This window comes from Streptomyces olivoverticillatus (assembly GCF_014203555.1).
Taxonomy (GTDB): domain Bacteria; phylum Actinomycetota; class Actinomycetes; order Streptomycetales; family Streptomycetaceae; genus Streptomyces; species Streptomyces olivoverticillatus.
In genome coordinates this window covers 547,209-562,113 of record NZ_JACHJH010000004.1, presented here as the reverse complement: position 1 = coordinate 562,113, position 14,905 = coordinate 547,209, and the positions used below count along the sequence as shown (strand labels likewise).

The following is a 14,905-nucleotide window of genomic DNA, read 5'->3' as shown; positions in this document are numbered from 1 at the left end:
AGAAATGGTTTCCATTTTCATTAGGAGGTTCCGGCCATGCCCGCCCGCTGCCAACTGACCGGCCGCAAGCCCGGCTTCGGCAACACCGTCTCCCACTCCCACAGGCGCAACAGCCGCCGCTTCGACCCCAACATCCAGCACAAGCGCTACTGGCTCGCGAGCGAGGGCCGCCACATCCGCCTCACGCTCAGCGCGAAGGGCATCAAGACCGTCGACGCGATCGGCATCGAGGCGGCAGTGGCCCGCATCCGGGCACGAGGGGGCAAGGTCTGATGGCGAAGAAGAGCAAGATCGCGAAGAACGAGGCGCGGCGTCTCGTCGTGGCCCGCTACGCGGCCCGCCGGGCCCTGCTCAAGGCCATCGTCCGCAACCCCGGCAGCTCCGCCGAGGAGCGGCTGACCGCCCAGCGCGAGCTGCAGCGCCAGCCGCGCGACGCCAGCGCCACGCGGGTGCGCAACCGCGACTCCGTGGACGGCCGCCCGCGCGGCTACCTGCGCGCCTTCGGGCTGTCCCGGATCGGCTTCCGGGAGCAGGCACATGCGGGGTACTTGCCGGGGGTGCGGAAGTCCAGCTGGTGAGGTACCGGGAGGCGCTGGCGCCGCAGCTGTGAATTCCCGCCGCGTGGCTCAGGCCGGCATCAGCAGCAACTCGTCCGCGTAGCACCACGCCCACTCCTCGCCCGGTTCGAAGGACCGGGCGAGGTCATGGCCGCTCTCGGCGTGCGCATGCGCGCTCGCGTGCCGGTTGGGCGAGCTGTCGCAACACCCCACGTGCCCGCAGATCAGGCACTCGCGCAGGTGCACCCACGTGCTTCCGATGCGCAGACAGTCCTCGCAGCCCTCGGTCGAGCTCGGGCTCACCTCGCGCGCCTCCCCCAGATGGGCGCACTCCCGCTGAGCCGGACGGCCCTCGACATCGGCTGCGACCTGCCATGTCCGTGGCTCGTTCATATTCCGAGCGTAGGTTCATCGCAGCGCATCGGCGACCTATCCGCACAGACGGCAATTCCCCAGGTCAGACCCGTTGTCAGACCCCGGTGGCAGACTCGCTTCCGCACGAGGGAAGGACGGAGACGTGCCACGGGGGTGCTCGTCTCCGCCCCTCCTTCGCGTGTGCCCTGAAACGGCGTCATCACGCCTTGACGGCCTCGTGGAACAGCGCCACCACCCCTCCCTCGCACTCCCCCGTGCGGCTCATTACAGCGGGCGGCACGGCGCGCCGCCTTGCACGATGACCACATGGGCCGCGGGACGGAAGGTCCCGGCCGCGCCCGCTTCCGTCGGCCCCGGACCCGAGGCAGGACCCCGTGATGACCCTCAGTCTCGAACAGCTGAGCCGCTGCACCGTCGCCGTCGACCTCGGCGCGGCCAGGACCCGCGTCTACCTCAAGGACACCGGCCTGGTCGTGGACGAACCGAGCCTGGCCGCGGTCAACACCCGCACGGGCTCGCTGATCGCGGTCGGCTCGCTGGCCGAGGGCATGGCGGGCCGTACGCCCGGCCACATCCAGGTGCTGCGACCCATCTCCGGGGGCACGGTCGTCGACATCGACATGGCGCAGCGCATGCTGCGCTTCCTCGTCAGCGACAAGATCCGCCGGACGTGGCGGCGCAAGCCGATGCTGCGCGCCGCCGTCTGCCTGCCGCACGACGCCAAGCCCATCGCGCAGCGCGCGGCCATCGAGACCCTCAGCGCCCTCGGCACGCGCCGGGTCGAGCTCGTCGACACCCTGATCGCCGCGGCCGTCGGCTGCGGACTGCCGGTCGAGCGGCCGGAGGCCACGATGATCGTGGTGTGCGGCGCGGCGTCCACACAGGTCGCCGTCCTGTCGCTGGGTGCGATCGTGGCGGCGGAGAAGGTGCAGGTCGGCGGCGATGCCATCGACTACGCCGTGATCCAGCATCTGCGCAGCGAGCACGAGCTGATGCTGCCCTCCCAGGGGCTGCACCCGCTGCACCTGGCGCTCTACTCGGACCGGACGACGGGCGGCGGCGGCACCGAGACGGAGGTCCGCGGGCGGGACGTGGCCACGGGCCTCTCGCGCACGGTTTTGGTCAACACGGCGCACGTCCGCGAGGCCATTCAGACGCCGCTGACGGCCGTGCTCGACGCCATGGGGCGCGTCCTGCGCGAGTGCCCGCCCGACCTGGTGGCCGACCTCGCCGAGCGCGGCGTCATGCTCGCGGGCGGCAGCGCACGGCTGCCTGGGCTGGACACGATGATCGAGGCGGCGACGGGCATGCTGGTCCGCATCGCGGACCAGCCCGATGTGTGTGCGGTGGTGGGGCTGGGCGCCATGATGGAGGGAAAGGTGAAGCCCCTGCACCTGGATCCGCTGGCGAGCTGACTCCATTTCCCTCTTGGGAACTTCTTTACCCTCCGAAACGCTTCTCCTTTTGCACCCCTAGTTTCACAAGGAGACAACACATGGCGCTCTGGGACCGGCTCAAGGATTCGGCCACGACGATGCAGGGCCAGCTCATAGCGAAGAAGAACGACTTGAAGAGCGGCGCATTTCGTGACGCGAGCATGGCGATGTGCGCACTGGTGGCGGCCGCGGACGGCTCGATCGACGCCTCGGAGCGGCAGCGCGTCGCTTCGCTGATCGCCACCAACGACGTCCTGCAGAACTTCCCGGCCGACGATCTGCAGGCGCGGTTCAACGACTACTGCCAGAAGCTGACCGCCGATTACGACTTCGGCAAGGTCAGCATCCTGCAGACCATCGGCAAGGTGCAGAAGAAGCCCACCGAGGCCCGCGCCGTGATTCAGATCGGCATTGTCATCGGCGGCGCCGACGGCGACTTCGACAAGACCGAGCAGGCCGTGGTGCGCGAGGCGTGCTTCGCCGTGGGCATCGACCCGGCCGAGTTCGACCTTTAGCACATCGTTCAACGTTTAGAGCGTCCGACGTTCCAAACCTCTTTTGGCCAAAATTCCCTCCCGGCGCCGTGTCCCATTTCCCTGCCTTGTCAGCCCTTCGGCCACCCGAGCACATTGAGGCCGGCGAGGGGCCGACGAGAGGTCGGCAAAGGGCCGGCAAGCGGGACGGCGCCGCGAGGGGAGTGGTCGAGCGATGGACGCGATATGCGGCGCGGGCCTCCTGCCCTGCCTCCCGGCCGATCCCGAGCTCATCGTGATCGCGGACGCCCGCGCCGCGCACGCGCCGCTCCCGGCAAGCGGCTGGGAACCGCCCGCCCTCGCCCTGTTCCTGGAGGAGGAACGGCTCACCCTGGAGCCGCTCTTCGGGGCCGGCTCCACGCCCGTACCCGAGCTGTCCCTCTTCCACCGGGCCCGCGGCGCCGGCCGGCGGGTCGACGAACTGGCCGCCCGGCTGCCCGCGCTGCCGGGCATCGACGCGGCGTACGTGAAACCGGGCGCCCTGCCCGCCACCCTCGCCCCGGGCGTACCCCGCTCCCCCGCAGCAACCTGCCCCGGCGGGCGGCCCACCCCCGACCTCTCCGCCCGCCAAGGGCACCTCGCCCCGGCACCGGGCGGTGTGGACGCGCTGTGGGCCTGGGCGCTGCCCGGCGGGGCGGGCGACGGCGTGGGCGTCGTCGACGTGGGCGGCGCCTGGCGGCTCGGGCACGAGGCCCTCGGGCGCAAGCTCGCCGGAGTCGTCGCCGGTACGCCCGTCGAGGATGCGGGCTGGCGCCATCACGGCACGAGCGTGCTGGCCGTCATCGGCGGTTCCTGCGGCGGGGGTTCGGGGATCACGGGCATTGCGCCACGGGCGCTGATCGCGGCGGCGTCCTGCCACGGCATCGGCACCGCCCGTGCCGTCCGCGCCGCGGCCGACCGGCTCGCGCCGGGCGACCTCCTGGTGATCGGCCTGCACCGCCCCGGACCCCGCTTCGGGCACGCGCTCCGCGACGACCAGCGCGGCTGCATACCGCTGGAGTGGTGGCCGGACGACTTCGCGGCCATCCGCCATGCGACGGCCAAGGGCGTGGTGGTCGTGTCTGCGGCCGGCAACGGCGCGGAGTCGCTGGACGACGCGCTCTACGACAGGCACCCGGACGGCTTCCCCTTCTGGTGGCGCAACCCCCTCTCGTCCACGGGCCCTTGCTCGGGGGCGGTCCTGGTGGGTGCGGGCGCCCCGCCGCCGGGCACCCACGGCCGCGATCACGGCCCTGACCGGTCCCGGCTGGTGTGCTCCGGCTTCGGCTCCCGGGTGGACGTCCAGGGCTGGGGCCGCGAGGTGACCACGGCGGGCGCCGACGGCGACGGCCCCGGCGATCTCCTCGGCGGCGGCGAGGAGGACCGCTGGTACACGGACGTCTTCTCCGGCACGTCGGCCGCCGCGGCGATGGTGGCCGGCGCGCTGGCATCCGTACAGGGTGTGCTCAAAGCGGCGGGCCGGGAGCCACTGGCTCCCGGCCCTGTGCGTGAACTGCTGCGGACGACCGGAGCGCCCCAGCAGGAGGCGCCCGGCCGCCCGGCTTCCCAGCGGATCGGCAATCGCCCGGACCTGCGGGCCGCCGTGCGCCGCCTCTTCGGCGCGACGGGGCGGGGCGGTTAGGCGGTTGCGCCCGAGGGGCCGGTGCGGGCCCTAGGCGGGGAGCGTCACCGACTCCCGCCCCGCCACACGGTCCCCGTCCCGCCCGTTCCCCGGCACCGTCCAGGTGCCCAGGGCGATCTCGGCCGTGATGCCCGGCCCGAACCCGGCGATCACGCCGCGCGCCGAGTCGTCGGCACCCCCGTCCTCGAAGAGCCGGTCGAGCGCGTCGAAGATGACCGCGCTGGCGATGTTGCCCCGCTCCGTGAGCGTCGCCCGGCTGTAGCGGAACGTTTCTTGGGACAGCCCCAGGTAGCGCCCGAGGTCGTCCAGGATGCGCGGTCCGCCTGCGTGCACGATGTAGAAGTCGAGCTCGGAGACGTCCCAGTCGTACGGCCGCGCCATGTCGCGCATGGCCGGGGCGAGCATGGCCATCGTGCCCGGCACCCGCTTGTCGAGGATGAAGTGGAAGCCGGTGTCCCGCACCCCGTACGAGATCCACTCCTCGGTGTCGGGCACCAGGTGCGAGCCGTTCCGCTCGATCCGCACGCCGTGCCCGCCCGCCCCGCGCACCACGGCCGCCGCCAGGGCGTCCCCGAAGAGCCCGTTGGAGAGCAGATTGCCCACCCCCAGGTCCGTCGGCTGGTAGAGCAGGGAGCAGAACTCGCAGGCGACGATCAGCACGTTCGCCGTCGGATAGGCCGTACAGAAGTCGTGGGCCCGGTTGATCGCGGCGCCCCCGGCGGCACAACCCAGCTGGGCGATGGGCAGCTGACGGGTCTCGGCCTTGAAATCCATCGTGTTGATCAGCCAGGCGGTCATCGACGGCATCATGAAGCCCGTGCACGACACGTACACGATCATGTCGATGTCCTGGGCGGACACCTCGGCGTTCTCCAGTGCGCGGCGCACGACATCGGGCACCCGCGCCTTGGCCTCCCTTTCGTAGCGTGCGTTGCGGACGGTGAATCCGGGATGCTTCAGCGTGTCCTCGATCGGCTGCACGAGGTGCCTGGTCTGCACGCCCGTGTTGCCGATCAGCCGGAGCGCGAGCTCAAGCTGCGGGTGATCGGCGTGCAGGGTGCGCGCGAGCTCCAGGGTCTGTTCCCTCGTGATCACATACTCGGGGACGGCGATGGCTGGTCTGCACAACGTTGCCATGACACGGCCTCCTTACCAGGCGACCGGCAGGGCCAGCGGGTACCGCCAGATCGAGGTGGTGTTCCACTGCACCTCCTCCGCCGGTACAGCCAGCCGCAGTTCAGGGAATCGGGTGAGCAAAGTGCCGATGGCGGTCTGGAGTTCCATCCGCGCCAGATGTGCCCCTAGGCAGTGGTGGGTTCCATAACCGAAGGTCATATGGGGAGCCGGGTTCGCGCGCTCGAAGTCCAGCTCGTCGGCACGGTCGTAGGCGACGTCGTCGCGGTTGGCCGTCAGATACGACACGTGCACCGTGTCGCCCGCGCGGATGGTGACGTCACCGACCTTGACGTCCTCCACGGCCACCCGCGGAATGCCGACGCCCTGCCGGAACGGGATGTACCGCAGCAGCTCCTCGAGGGCCTGCGGCAGCAGCTCCGGGCGGGCCCGCAGCTGTCCGAGCTGGGCCGGGTGCGTCAGCAGGGTGTAGACGATGTTGCTGATTTCGTAGGTGCTGGTGTCGTGTCCGGTGACGAGCAGCAGCATGCCCATGACGGCCAACTCCTGGCCGTCGAGCATCTCTTCGCCCACGCGGGCCGTGGCGAGCGCGCTGAGCAGGTCACTGCCCGGTTTGGCACGCCGCTCGGCGGACAACTCCGCGAAGTACTCGCGGAGTCCGGACTTGGCCTCGGCGGCCGCCGCCTTGTCGGCCGGCTTCATGGACATCATGGCCATGGCCCAGCCGCGCAGCTTCGGCCGGTCCGCCTCGGGGACGTCCAGCAGCTCGCAGATCGTCGTCAGCGGGAGCTTGGCCGCCAGGTGCGCGGCCACGTCGGCGGGGGCGCCGTGCTCGGCCATCTCGTCCAGCAGGGCGTCGACGATCCGCTGCGTGCCGGGCCGCAGCTCGTCGACCTGGTTGTTGCTGAACGCCTTGACGACCAGGCGCCGCAGCCGGTTCAGAGCGGGCGGATCCATGAGGTTGATCGCCTCGGACTGGGCGATGGGTGCCGGGGTGATGCGCGGGAAGTCACGGCCGATCAACGCGGCCCGGCTGAACCGCCGGTCCGAGGTGACCAGCCGCACGTCTTCATAACGCGTCACCAGCCAGCATTCACCGTCGCCCTCGCCGTACGGCATGCGGACGCGGGCGACGGGCGCCTCCGCCCGCAACCGGGCCATCAGTGGATCGACTTCCAGTGCTTCGTCGTGCCTGAACGGACAGGTACGTGTGGAGGAGTCAGAAGTGGTCATCGCAGCACTCCCAATGCAAGGGCCCCGCCCGGTGGCGCGCCAGCCTATTTTCTGACCATGCCTCAGCCAGAAGCGCCCCACACATATGACCTAGTAGTTCACCCAAAAGGTGGATTTTCCCGTGTAAATCGAAACCCGACACATCGAATGTTTGCCCGCGAAATCACTGCTTCCGCAACGGTCGTCATGGAGGCGCCATAAGTGCTCGGGGCGCCTCCAGTCGGATCACTTGGTGTGGCACAGGGCGGTGGAGACCATCTTCATCGCGGCCGCCCCGGACGCATCGTTCATGGTCAGGCCGGTGTTCACGGAGAGAGTGACCTGCCGCTTGCCGTCCGCCGAGGTGAAGCTGAAGGTCTGGTATCCCACGACCTCTCCCGTGTGCCCGACGACCGGCCCGTCGGACGGGCACAGGTTGCCGTTGCTCTCCAGGCCCAGCCCGTAGAAACGGTTGGTCCGCTCGGGGTTCATGGGGTGCATGTCGCGCATCTCCTTCGTCAGGCGGGGCGGGAGCAGCCGGCCGCCCAGGAGCGCCTTGAAGAAGGTGTTCAGGTCGTGCGTGGTGGAGATCAGCGTCCCGGCGGCCCAGTAGGCGGAGGGGCTGAATTCGGTGAGGTCCGTGGGGCCGGCGCCGGGACCCCTGCCGTCGATCCAGTCGTAGCCGTGCAGATGCGCCCCGGAGATGCCCGAGGTGGTCGGGAACGTGGTGCCGGTCAGGTGCAGGGGCTTCACGATGCGGTGGTCGATCTCGTGGCCCAGCGAGCGCCCGGTGACGTGCTCGATGAGCAGCCCGAGGACGACGTAGTTGGTGTTGGAGTACTCCCAGGTCGTGCCGGGCGCGGGCCGGTCCTTCGCGTCGGCGATCAGCGCGATGAGCTGGAGCGGCGTGTACGTGGCCTTCTGCGCATCCCGCACCGGGTCCTTCTTCTTCAGCAGCACGTCGGAGAAGTTGGCCAGCCCGCTGGTGTGATTGAGCAGCTGCCGCACGGTGATGTGTTCGCCATTGGGAACCACACCGGGCAACTGTCGCTCGATGACCTCATCGAGCCCCACCTTGCCCTCGGCCACAAGCTGAAGTACAAGCGTCGCCACAAAGCTCTTGGTCACGCTTCCGGCCCGGAACCGGTCCCCGGCGTGCGCGGCCTGCCCGCTCTGCAGATCGCCGACGCCGCTGCTGCCCCGCCACACCCCGCGCCCGTCCCGAACCTCGGCCACGGCTCCGGGCACCCCGGCGGCAACGGTCGCATCGAGCGCCTGCTGCAGGGCGGCCCGGTCGGCCCCGTCGGGCGCGGGCGCGGCCGCCATGGCGGGGGCAGCGGGGGCGAGCAGAGCGGCGGCGAGAAGCACGGAGGCAGCGGCGGCCTTGCGGTGCGACATGGGGTGGGGATCCTCGTCTGTGGCGGTAGCGGTTGCTGTGCCATCAAGGTAGGCGGCGACGAGGCCCCCAGTGATCATGAACGGGGATGAGCCCGGCCCCCGGGGACCCTTAGTGGGGACCCCGAGGGTTCCGCTTGGGCCGGCGCGTGCACCGCTACGGGCGCAGGTCGCCCTCGGCTAGCGGGACTTGCGGCCGAAGCGGCGTTTGCCTTGTTTTTTGGGGGAGAGGAGGCGCTGGGCGGCGAAGCGTTTACCCATGGCCGTGTAGGTGCGGGCGAGAGACTGAGTGGTGTGCACGGTGTCCACGTGACCATCGCCGAGAAGGCGCCGCTGCCGGGCGCGCGTGTCTTCGAGGATCGCGACCGATTCCGGGTAACAGCGAAGCCGGTACAAGGTGAGGCCGAGGCTTTCGGCGATGCGGAGCGTCTCGATCCTTTCGTCGCCGAGGATGCGCCGAGCCCTGGCGTGCGCGTCCTCCAACAGGCGGCGAGCTTGCACGTATTCGCCTGCCTCGTACAGGAAGACGGCAAGGGCATTCACCGAGCGAATCGTGCGCCCGTGGTCGTCGCCGAAATTACGGCGGCAACGGGCGAGGACGTCTTCGAGCATCCGGTGAGCTTCCGGCTGTTCACCGACGTGGGACAGAGCGGAAGCGTAGCGCCGGGCGCACTCGATGGTTTCCGGGTGATCATCACCGAAGGTGCGACGGCGGCGGGCGAGGGCATCCTCCAGCAGAGGGCGGGCGCCTTCGTATTTCCCGACCTGCATCAGCGCGGCAGCGAGGCTCTGAACCGACTGCAGTGTCTGAGGGTGGTCGTCGCCAAGGGCCCGGCGCTGATGGGCGAGCGTATCCGCGTGCATGCGGTGAGCTTCGGCGTAATCGCCGCATTCGTAAAGGACGGAGGCGAGTCCGGCGGCCGCTTCGAGGCTCTGCGGGTGGTCGTCACCGAGGGCCCGTCGACGACGGACCAGGGCGTCCTCGACCAGTCGGCGGGCCTCCTCGAGCTTTCCGTACTCAAGGAGGGCAAGGCCCAGATTCAGGGCCGACTGGAGGGTGTCCGGGTGGTCGTCGCCGAGAACGCGCCGACGGCGGGCGAGGGTGTCCTCGTACATTTCCCGGGTGTGCACGCTGATGCCCAACTGGTCGAGGATCACCGCCAGATCGTTGGCCGACTGGAGAGTCTGGGGATCGTCACTGCCGAGGGTGTGCCGACGGCGAGCGAGGGTGTCCTCGACGACACGGCGGGCCTCCGCCACATCGCCGATGTCCGCGGTCGCGTGGCCGAGGTACTGCATCGCGGTCAGCGTGTCCGGGTGGTCCTCTCCCAGTTCGGCGCCCCAAGCCTGCTGCAGGGAGAGGGCGAGGCCATGGGCGCCGCGGGCCTGGCCGCTCCGGATGAGGAAGAGAGCGGCCTGCAGGAGCATGGGGCGCAATTCCGGCCGGTCGGCGACCACCGCATGAGGCGCGGTGAGATGAGAGGCCGCGGACGCCCAGGCAGACCACGTTTCCGGAGTGTCCGGGTCCCCCGGGTCCACGCACGCCAGGACGGCGGCGATGTCATCCCGGATCATTCCGGCCTGCTCGGGACTCGTCTGGTCGCGGATGACGGCCTGGGTGAGCCGGTGGATCTGGAACACCTGGTGGTCGATGCGCGCCAGTCCATAGCGCCCGAGAGGCTGGAGTGCGGAATGCAGCCACATCAAGTCGTCGGGATCGCCGGGAATGGTGGCAAGCCGGGGGCGCGCATTCTCCAGCCAGGCGTTGGGAATCGGCTCGGGCCCCAGAAAGGCACCGAGGCGGAGCAACGCCCCGGATTCGGCATGTTCATCCGTGAGGCGCGTGGTCGCGATGTCGACCGCCGCGGCCAGCGAGGCCGGATAGCCCGGAGCGTCGCCCTCCTGCAAGATCCGGGCGGTGCTGGTGGCGAGAAGCCGGCAGTAGCGGTCGAGGGTCATGCCACTGCCGATGACGCCCGCAGCCTGTGCGAGAGCGAGCGGAAGGTCGCCCACGGCCTCCGCGAGGACGCCCGCCTCATCGGCGCTGATGCTCGGGAGGCGGGCTTCGAGATAGGCCAGGGAGTCGGTGCGGGTGAAGACGTCCAGGCCGGTCTGGTGGGCGAGGCCGCGCCAGTTGGGGTCGCGCGAGGTGATCAGGGTGTGGCCGGTGCCGTCGGGCGTCCACGGTTCGATCTGGTCGGGGTGCTCGGCGTTGTCGAGGATCACGAGCCAGCGGTGCCGTGTGCGCAGGTGTTGCAGGAGTATGCGGGCGTTGTACTCGGTACCGGCGTCGGGTTTGGCGATGCCGAGGCGGTCGGCGAGTTCGGTGAAGTGCACCGGAATCTGGTCCGCCTGCTCCGCGTCGATCCACCACACCAGGTCGTACTGGCTGGCGAACCGATAGGCGTACTCCAACGCGATCTGCGTCTTGCCGATGCCGCCCATGCCGTGCAGCGCCTGGACCGCGGCTTGCCGCCCGCCGAGGAAGCCGACGCGAAGCCGGGTGATCTCGGCTTCGCGTCCCGAGAAGTCCAGGTTGCGCCTGGCGACGTTCCAGACCTCCGGCCGGTCGTCGTCCCGGGGAAGGCGAGGACGCGCACCGTCGGGCGCCGCGTCGGGACCGGTGTCGTCCGCTCCCGGGTAGGCGACCGATTCGACCGGCCGCGACGGCCCGTCGACCGCCTCCAGCAGCGCCGCCACGGCCTCGTTCTCGTCGAGCCCATGCAGTTCCTTGCGGATCAGCCCCCTCAGCAGGGGCGGCACGTCCTCGTCCGCCAGGGATTTGATGGCCAGGGGAACGAGACGGCCCTTACCGGCGACCGTGGCCTTCCACTCGGCCTGCGTCCACCGCCCCGGCCCGAAGTAGTTCTGCGAGAAGAGCGCCACCACCGCGTCGGCATGGGCCAGCGCGTGATCCATCCGCCCGACGAAGTCGTCCCCCGTAGCCCAGTCCCACCGGTCCAGCTCCACCGTGTGGCCGGCCTGTTCGAGGTGCCAGCCCGTCCACTCCGCCCAGGCGCGGTCCGGGCCCGCGTAGCTGACGAAGAAGCGTTGTTTGCCGACCGTCACGATGACCCCCAGCCCCCTGGCGCAGTGTTGCGGCAATGATCCCGCGCCGGTGGGGCCGTGACATCGGAAAGGTCAGATCTTCACACGGGCGGGGTGGCGGCGCTCGAAGACGTCCCTGCTCAGGAACACCAACTGTGCTCGCTTCTCCGGTAGTTCGACCTCCGGGCCGCGCTCGAAGCCCGTCCGCAGCAGGCGTGCCGTCGCCTTCTCGTTGAGGGCGTTGGGTTCCGCAATGATCCGCTTCCGGTTCGGGTCCGCGGCCAGGATCCAGCCCAGGAAGACCGTCAGCAGCGTCTCCGTGAAGCCCGGCTCCGGGGCTCCCTCCGCGGGGCCGATCATCAGGTGGATGCCGAAGTCGCCCGGCTGGACGTCGTAGCACTCGCCGACCGGGTCGGCTTCCGGTTCGTAGGTCTGGAAGAGGGCCACCGGACGGTCGTCCCGGTGCAGGAGGTAGGCGTGGTGCGTGGTGAGCGAGTCCAGGTATGCGTAGATCTCCTGGACCCGCTCGCGCCCCGCCTCCCGCATGCCCCAGAAGCGGGCCCGTTCCTCGCCGACCCAGCCGTGGATCAGGTCGATGTCCGTACGCGGGTCGACCGGGCGGATCCGGACGGTGCCGAACCCTTCGATCTTCTCCTCGTGCTGCTCCTCAGGCGCGGCGGGCTCAGTGGTCATGTCGTTCCTCGGTGAGCTGGTTCCAGTCGGTGATCACGGGGACGAGCTCCCCGCGCTGCCACAGCGGCAACTGATCGCGGTGGTGGCCCTCCCCGGGCACGCCCAGGGCGCCGAGCGGGACGATCCACATGCTGTCCTCGCGCCGCGCGAGGTCCCATACGTAGCGGGCGGACGGGCCGCGCACGCTGCGGTCGGTGATGCCCGGGATGCTCGATGTGGACAGCACGCAGTCGTGGTCGCCGGAGACCGCCGGCCACTCCTCGGGCTCGGCGCCGGGCAGCGCCTGCCAGGGCGCGAGCCGGTGCGCCTCGCCCCAGGGGACGATCGGCTCTCCCGCCACGTCCTCGACGGCCGCCCTGACCGCCTCGGCCCGGTCCGCGGCAGGCAGCAGCCCGGACGTCAGCAGCCCCTCCAGCGCGTAGGCGACGCGCGGGATCAGCGCGAGCCACGGCAGGAACACCTCGGGATACGCCGGGGGTTCGGCCAGTCCGGCCAGTGCCGGGTGGGCCGCCAGCCGTCGTACGACCGCGGCGCGCACGGCAGCGAAGGCCATGGCGTCGGTGCTGTCGGCGTCCATGCGCCGGTCCCAGCGCAGCAGCCGGTCGCGCAGGCGTGCGGCGTCGGGGCCGAGGCCGTCCAGCTGCGACAGCAGCTCCAGCAGGGGCGCGGCCGAGCCGAGCCGGGTGTCCATGTGGATGGCCGTCATGTCCGCGGCCGTCCAGGTCTTCGGCACGTCCAGCAGCTGCCGGATCCGCTCGGCGCGGTGGCGCGGGGCGAATTCGACGCCGAGCGGCTCGGCCAGGCCGCGCTGGTTGGCCATCACCGCGAAGCCGTCGACCGCCTCGCGCGGCATGTCGCGGTGCCAGCCGCGCCACGCGTGCGCGGGCTCCCACGCCGGCACGACGCGCAGGCCGTTGTCCCGGTGACGGACCGGCACCGCGCCCGCGACGCGGTGCAGCAGGCCACCGTCCGTATCGGCCGCCTGCACGACGTTGACGGGCTCGGCCCATCGGTCGAAGGCGTGGTCCACGTCGGCGACGGTCTTGGCCCTGAGCAGGAGGGGGAGGGTCGCGAAGCCGAGGTCTTCGCGGACGCGCGGCGGGCAGCGGAGGCTGATCGCTTCCCCGTCGTCCTCCTCCGGGCCCCCGATGATCACGACGCCGCGCCCGGTCTCGATCACCTCGACCTCGACCGGCTCGCCCCCCGTCACCTCGACCGTCTCGACGTGCGCGGCGGCCGCCTCCCAGCCGTCCGGGCCCAGCGCCTCCACGCGCTTTCGCCGGCGCCGCAGGCGCTCCCGGTAGAGGTCCTGGTAGTCGGCCATGGCGTTGGTGATCGCCCAGGCCACCGTGCCGGTGTGCCCGAAGTGGGCGATGCCGGGGACGCCCGGGACCGCGAGCCCGACCACGTCGAACTCGGGGCAGGACAGGTGGATCTGCTGGTAGATGCCCGGGTCCTCGATGAACCGGTGCGGGTCGCCCGCGATGAGGGCGGCACCCGTGGCGGTGCGGTCGCCCGCTACGAGCCAGCCGTTGCTGCCGGAGGTGGCGGGGCCGTCGGCGGCGAACACGCCGATCGCCTCCGCGCCGAGCGTACGGGCCACCTGCTCGCGCCAGAGCTTGGCCGGGAAGCCCGCGAAGAGGAGGTGGTGGGAGAGCCAGACGGCCAGCGGCGTCCACGGCTGCCACCGTCCCGCCGTGAGCCCGGCGGCCGCGAACTCCGGTGCCCGCCGGGCCCCTTCGTCGAGACCGGCGTTGACGCCGTCGACGTACGAGCGCACCCATGCGGCGGTCTCCGCGTCCAGGCCGTCGAAGCAGCGCCGGGCGGTGTCGTCCAGCCGGGCCTGCCGGGCGAGGCGGTCCCAGGCGAGCGAACCGGCGCCCAGGAAAGCCGCCGAGGTGCCCTGCGAGCGGTGCCGCTCGACCTCGAGCTGCCAGCCGCGGTCCAGGGCCGCGTTGTGCCCCTGCGCGAAGGCGAGTTCGCCCGCGCTGTCGGCCCGCAGGTGCGGTATGCCCCAGGCGTCCCGGTACACCTTGATGCTCATGCCTTCCCTCCAGCGTGCGCGGTCACGGACGCCCGTCGACGGTCGGCGGGCACGACGAGCGGTGTGCCCGTCTCCGGGTCGTCGATCACCCGGCACGGCAGCCGGAAGACCTCCTCCACCAGGTCGGCGGTCACGATGTCGCCCGGTGCGCCCTCGGCCACCACCCGGCCGTCGCGCATGGCGATCAGGTGCGTGGCGTAGCGGGCGGCGTGGTTGAGGTCGTGGAGCACGGCCACCAGCGTGCGGCCCTCCTCTTCGTGCAGCCGCGCGCAGAGGTCGAGGATCTCTATCTGGTGGGCGATGTCGAGGTAGGTCGTCGGCTCGTCGAGGAGCAGCAGCGGCGTCTCCTGGGCGAGGGCCATGGCGATCCACACGCGCTGCCGCTGGCCGCCCGACAGCTCGTCGACCATGCGGTCGGCGAGGTCGGCGACGCCGGTCGCCGCCATCGAACCGGCGACGACGCGCTCGTCGTCCGGCGACCACTGGCGCAGCAGCTTCTGGTGCGGGTAGCGGCCGCGGGAGACGAGTTCGGCGACCGTGATGCCGTCGGGTGCGATGGAGGACTGCGGCAGCAGGCCCAGGGTCCGCGCGACCTGCTTGGCGGGCAGGGCGGCGATGTCCTGTCCGTCCAGCAGTACGGACCCGGAGGCGGGCTTGAGCGTGCGCGACAGGGCGCGCAGCAGGGTGGACTTGCCGCAGGCGTTGGGGCCGACGACGACCGTGAAGGACCGGCCGGGGATGGCGACGGTCAGGTCTTCGGCGATGGTCCGCCGCTCGTAGGAGAGGGTCAGTCCGCGGCCGCTCAGCCGTGATCCGCCGTGTTCCATGCTCCGTGCTCCGTTCCGTCCGTCCGTCGC

Annotated in this window: 13 protein-coding genes; 5 read left to right on the top strand and 8 right to left on the bottom strand. The window is 71.0% G+C overall.

Annotated features, from left to right (window positions below; all coding sequences use genetic code 11):
• Positions 1–36 precede the first annotated feature (36 nt).
• On the top strand, positions 37–273 hold the full coding sequence (gene rpmB, locus FHS39_RS16725) for a 50S ribosomal protein L28 (RefSeq protein ID WP_184350123.1): 237 nt from the start codon (positions 37–39) through the stop codon (positions 271–273).
• Positions 273–578, top strand: coding sequence for a 30S ribosomal protein S14 (rpsN, locus tag FHS39_RS16720; RefSeq protein ID WP_184350122.1), 306 nt, complete (start codon positions 273–275; stop codon positions 576–578). Before rpmB ends, rpsN begins: the two co-directional genes overlap by 1 nt.
• Positions 579–626: 48 nt before the next feature.
• Here the strand turns inward: rpsN and FHS39_RS16715 are convergent, their stop codons facing one another.
• The gene (locus FHS39_RS16715; protein ID WP_184350121.1) at positions 627–950 is read right to left on the bottom strand and encodes a UBP-type zinc finger domain-containing protein; all 324 of its coding nucleotides are present in this window, start codon (positions 948–950) and stop codon (positions 627–629) included.
• Positions 951–1,309: 359 nt separating this feature from the next.
• Here FHS39_RS16715 and FHS39_RS16710 point away from each other — a divergent pair, with 359 nt between their 5' ends.
• The 3 genes from FHS39_RS16710 (at position 1,310) to FHS39_RS16700 (ending at position 4,522) form a co-directional block, all read left to right on the top strand.
• The gene (locus FHS39_RS16710) at positions 1,310–2,347 is read left to right on the top strand and encodes a rod shape-determining protein (RefSeq protein WP_184350120.1); all 1,038 of its coding nucleotides are present in this window, start codon (positions 1,310–1,312) and stop codon (positions 2,345–2,347) included.
• A gap of 80 nt (positions 2,348–2,427) precedes the next feature.
• Positions 2,428–2,883, top strand: a complete 456-nt coding sequence (locus FHS39_RS16705) for a tellurite resistance TerB family protein (RefSeq protein ID WP_184350119.1) — start codon at positions 2,428–2,430, stop codon at positions 2,881–2,883.
• A gap of 193 nt (positions 2,884–3,076) precedes the next feature.
• Entirely contained in the window at positions 3,077–4,522 is a 1,446-nt protein-coding gene (locus FHS39_RS16700; protein WP_184350118.1) for a S8 family serine peptidase, read from the top strand.
• Positions 4,523–4,552: 30 nt separating this feature from the next.
• On the opposite strand, the gene FHS39_RS16695 is transcribed toward FHS39_RS16700, so the two are convergent.
• The 7 genes from FHS39_RS16695 to FHS39_RS16665 form a co-directional block, all read right to left on the bottom strand.
• Positions 4,553–5,659, bottom strand: a complete 1,107-nt coding sequence (locus FHS39_RS16695) for a type III polyketide synthase (RefSeq protein WP_184350117.1) — start codon at positions 5,657–5,659, stop codon at positions 4,553–4,555.
• 12 nt (positions 5,660–5,671) lie between these two features.
• Entirely contained in the window at positions 5,672–6,889 is a 1,218-nt protein-coding gene (locus tag FHS39_RS16690; protein ID WP_184350116.1) for a cytochrome P450, read from the bottom strand.
• Between the two features lie 225 nt (positions 6,890–7,114).
• Positions 7,115–8,266, bottom strand: coding sequence for a serine hydrolase domain-containing protein (locus FHS39_RS16685; protein WP_184350115.1), 1,152 nt, complete (start codon positions 8,264–8,266; stop codon positions 7,115–7,117).
• Positions 8,267–8,443: 177 nt separating this feature from the next.
• On the bottom strand, positions 8,444–11,332 hold the full coding sequence (gene fxsT / locus FHS39_RS16680; protein WP_184350114.1) for an FxSxx-COOH system tetratricopeptide repeat protein: 2,889 nt from the start codon (positions 11,330–11,332) through the stop codon (positions 8,444–8,446).
• A gap of 72 nt (positions 11,333–11,404) precedes the next feature.
• Positions 11,405–12,004, bottom strand: coding sequence for a GNAT family N-acetyltransferase (locus FHS39_RS16675; protein ID WP_184350113.1), 600 nt, complete (start codon positions 12,002–12,004; stop codon positions 11,405–11,407).
• The gene (locus FHS39_RS16670; RefSeq protein ID WP_184350112.1) at positions 11,994–14,048 is read right to left on the bottom strand and encodes a penicillin acylase family protein; all 2,055 of its coding nucleotides are present in this window, start codon (positions 14,046–14,048) and stop codon (positions 11,994–11,996) included. Before FHS39_RS16670 ends, FHS39_RS16675 begins: the two co-directional genes overlap by 11 nt.
• Complete coding sequence (locus FHS39_RS16665; protein ID WP_184350111.1) at positions 14,045–14,875, bottom strand: ABC transporter ATP-binding protein; 831 nt, start codon at positions 14,873–14,875, stop codon at positions 14,045–14,047. Before FHS39_RS16665 ends, FHS39_RS16670 begins: the two co-directional genes overlap by 4 nt.
• Positions 14,876–14,905 lie beyond the last annotated feature (30 nt).

Bases quoted from the DNA above. Each gene is read 5' to 3' on its own strand.
- rpmB (WP_184350123.1), top strand. From the start codon at position 37: ATGCCCGCCCGCTGCCAACTGACCGGCCGCAAGCCCGGCTTCGGCAAC.
- rpsN (WP_184350122.1), top strand. From the start codon at position 273: ATGGCGAAGAAGAGCAAGATCGCGAAGAACGAGGCGCGGCGTCTCGTC.
- FHS39_RS16715 (WP_184350121.1), bottom strand. From the start codon at position 950: ATGAACGAGCCACGGACATGGCAGGTCGCAGCCGATGTCGAGGGCCGT.
- FHS39_RS16710 (WP_184350120.1), top strand. From the start codon at position 1,310: ATGACCCTCAGTCTCGAACAGCTGAGCCGCTGCACCGTCGCCGTCGAC.
- FHS39_RS16705 (WP_184350119.1), top strand. From the start codon at position 2,428: ATGGCGCTCTGGGACCGGCTCAAGGATTCGGCCACGACGATGCAGGGC.
- FHS39_RS16700 (WP_184350118.1), top strand. From the start codon at position 3,077: ATGGACGCGATATGCGGCGCGGGCCTCCTGCCCTGCCTCCCGGCCGAT.
- FHS39_RS16695 (WP_184350117.1), bottom strand. From the start codon at position 5,659: ATGGCAACGTTGTGCAGACCAGCCATCGCCGTCCCCGAGTATGTGATC.
- FHS39_RS16690 (WP_184350116.1), bottom strand. From the start codon at position 6,889: ATGACCACTTCTGACTCCTCCACACGTACCTGTCCGTTCAGGCACGAC.
- FHS39_RS16685 (WP_184350115.1), bottom strand. From the start codon at position 8,266: ATGTCGCACCGCAAGGCCGCCGCTGCCTCCGTGCTTCTCGCCGCCGCT.
- FHS39_RS16675 (WP_184350113.1), bottom strand. From the start codon at position 12,004: ATGACCACTGAGCCCGCCGCGCCTGAGGAGCAGCACGAGGAGAAGATC.
- FHS39_RS16670 (WP_184350112.1), bottom strand. From the start codon at position 14,048: ATGAGCATCAAGGTGTACCGGGACGCCTGGGGCATACCGCACCTGCGG.
- FHS39_RS16665 (WP_184350111.1), bottom strand. From the start codon at position 14,875: ATGGAACACGGCGGATCACGGCTGAGCGGCCGCGGACTGACCCTCTCC.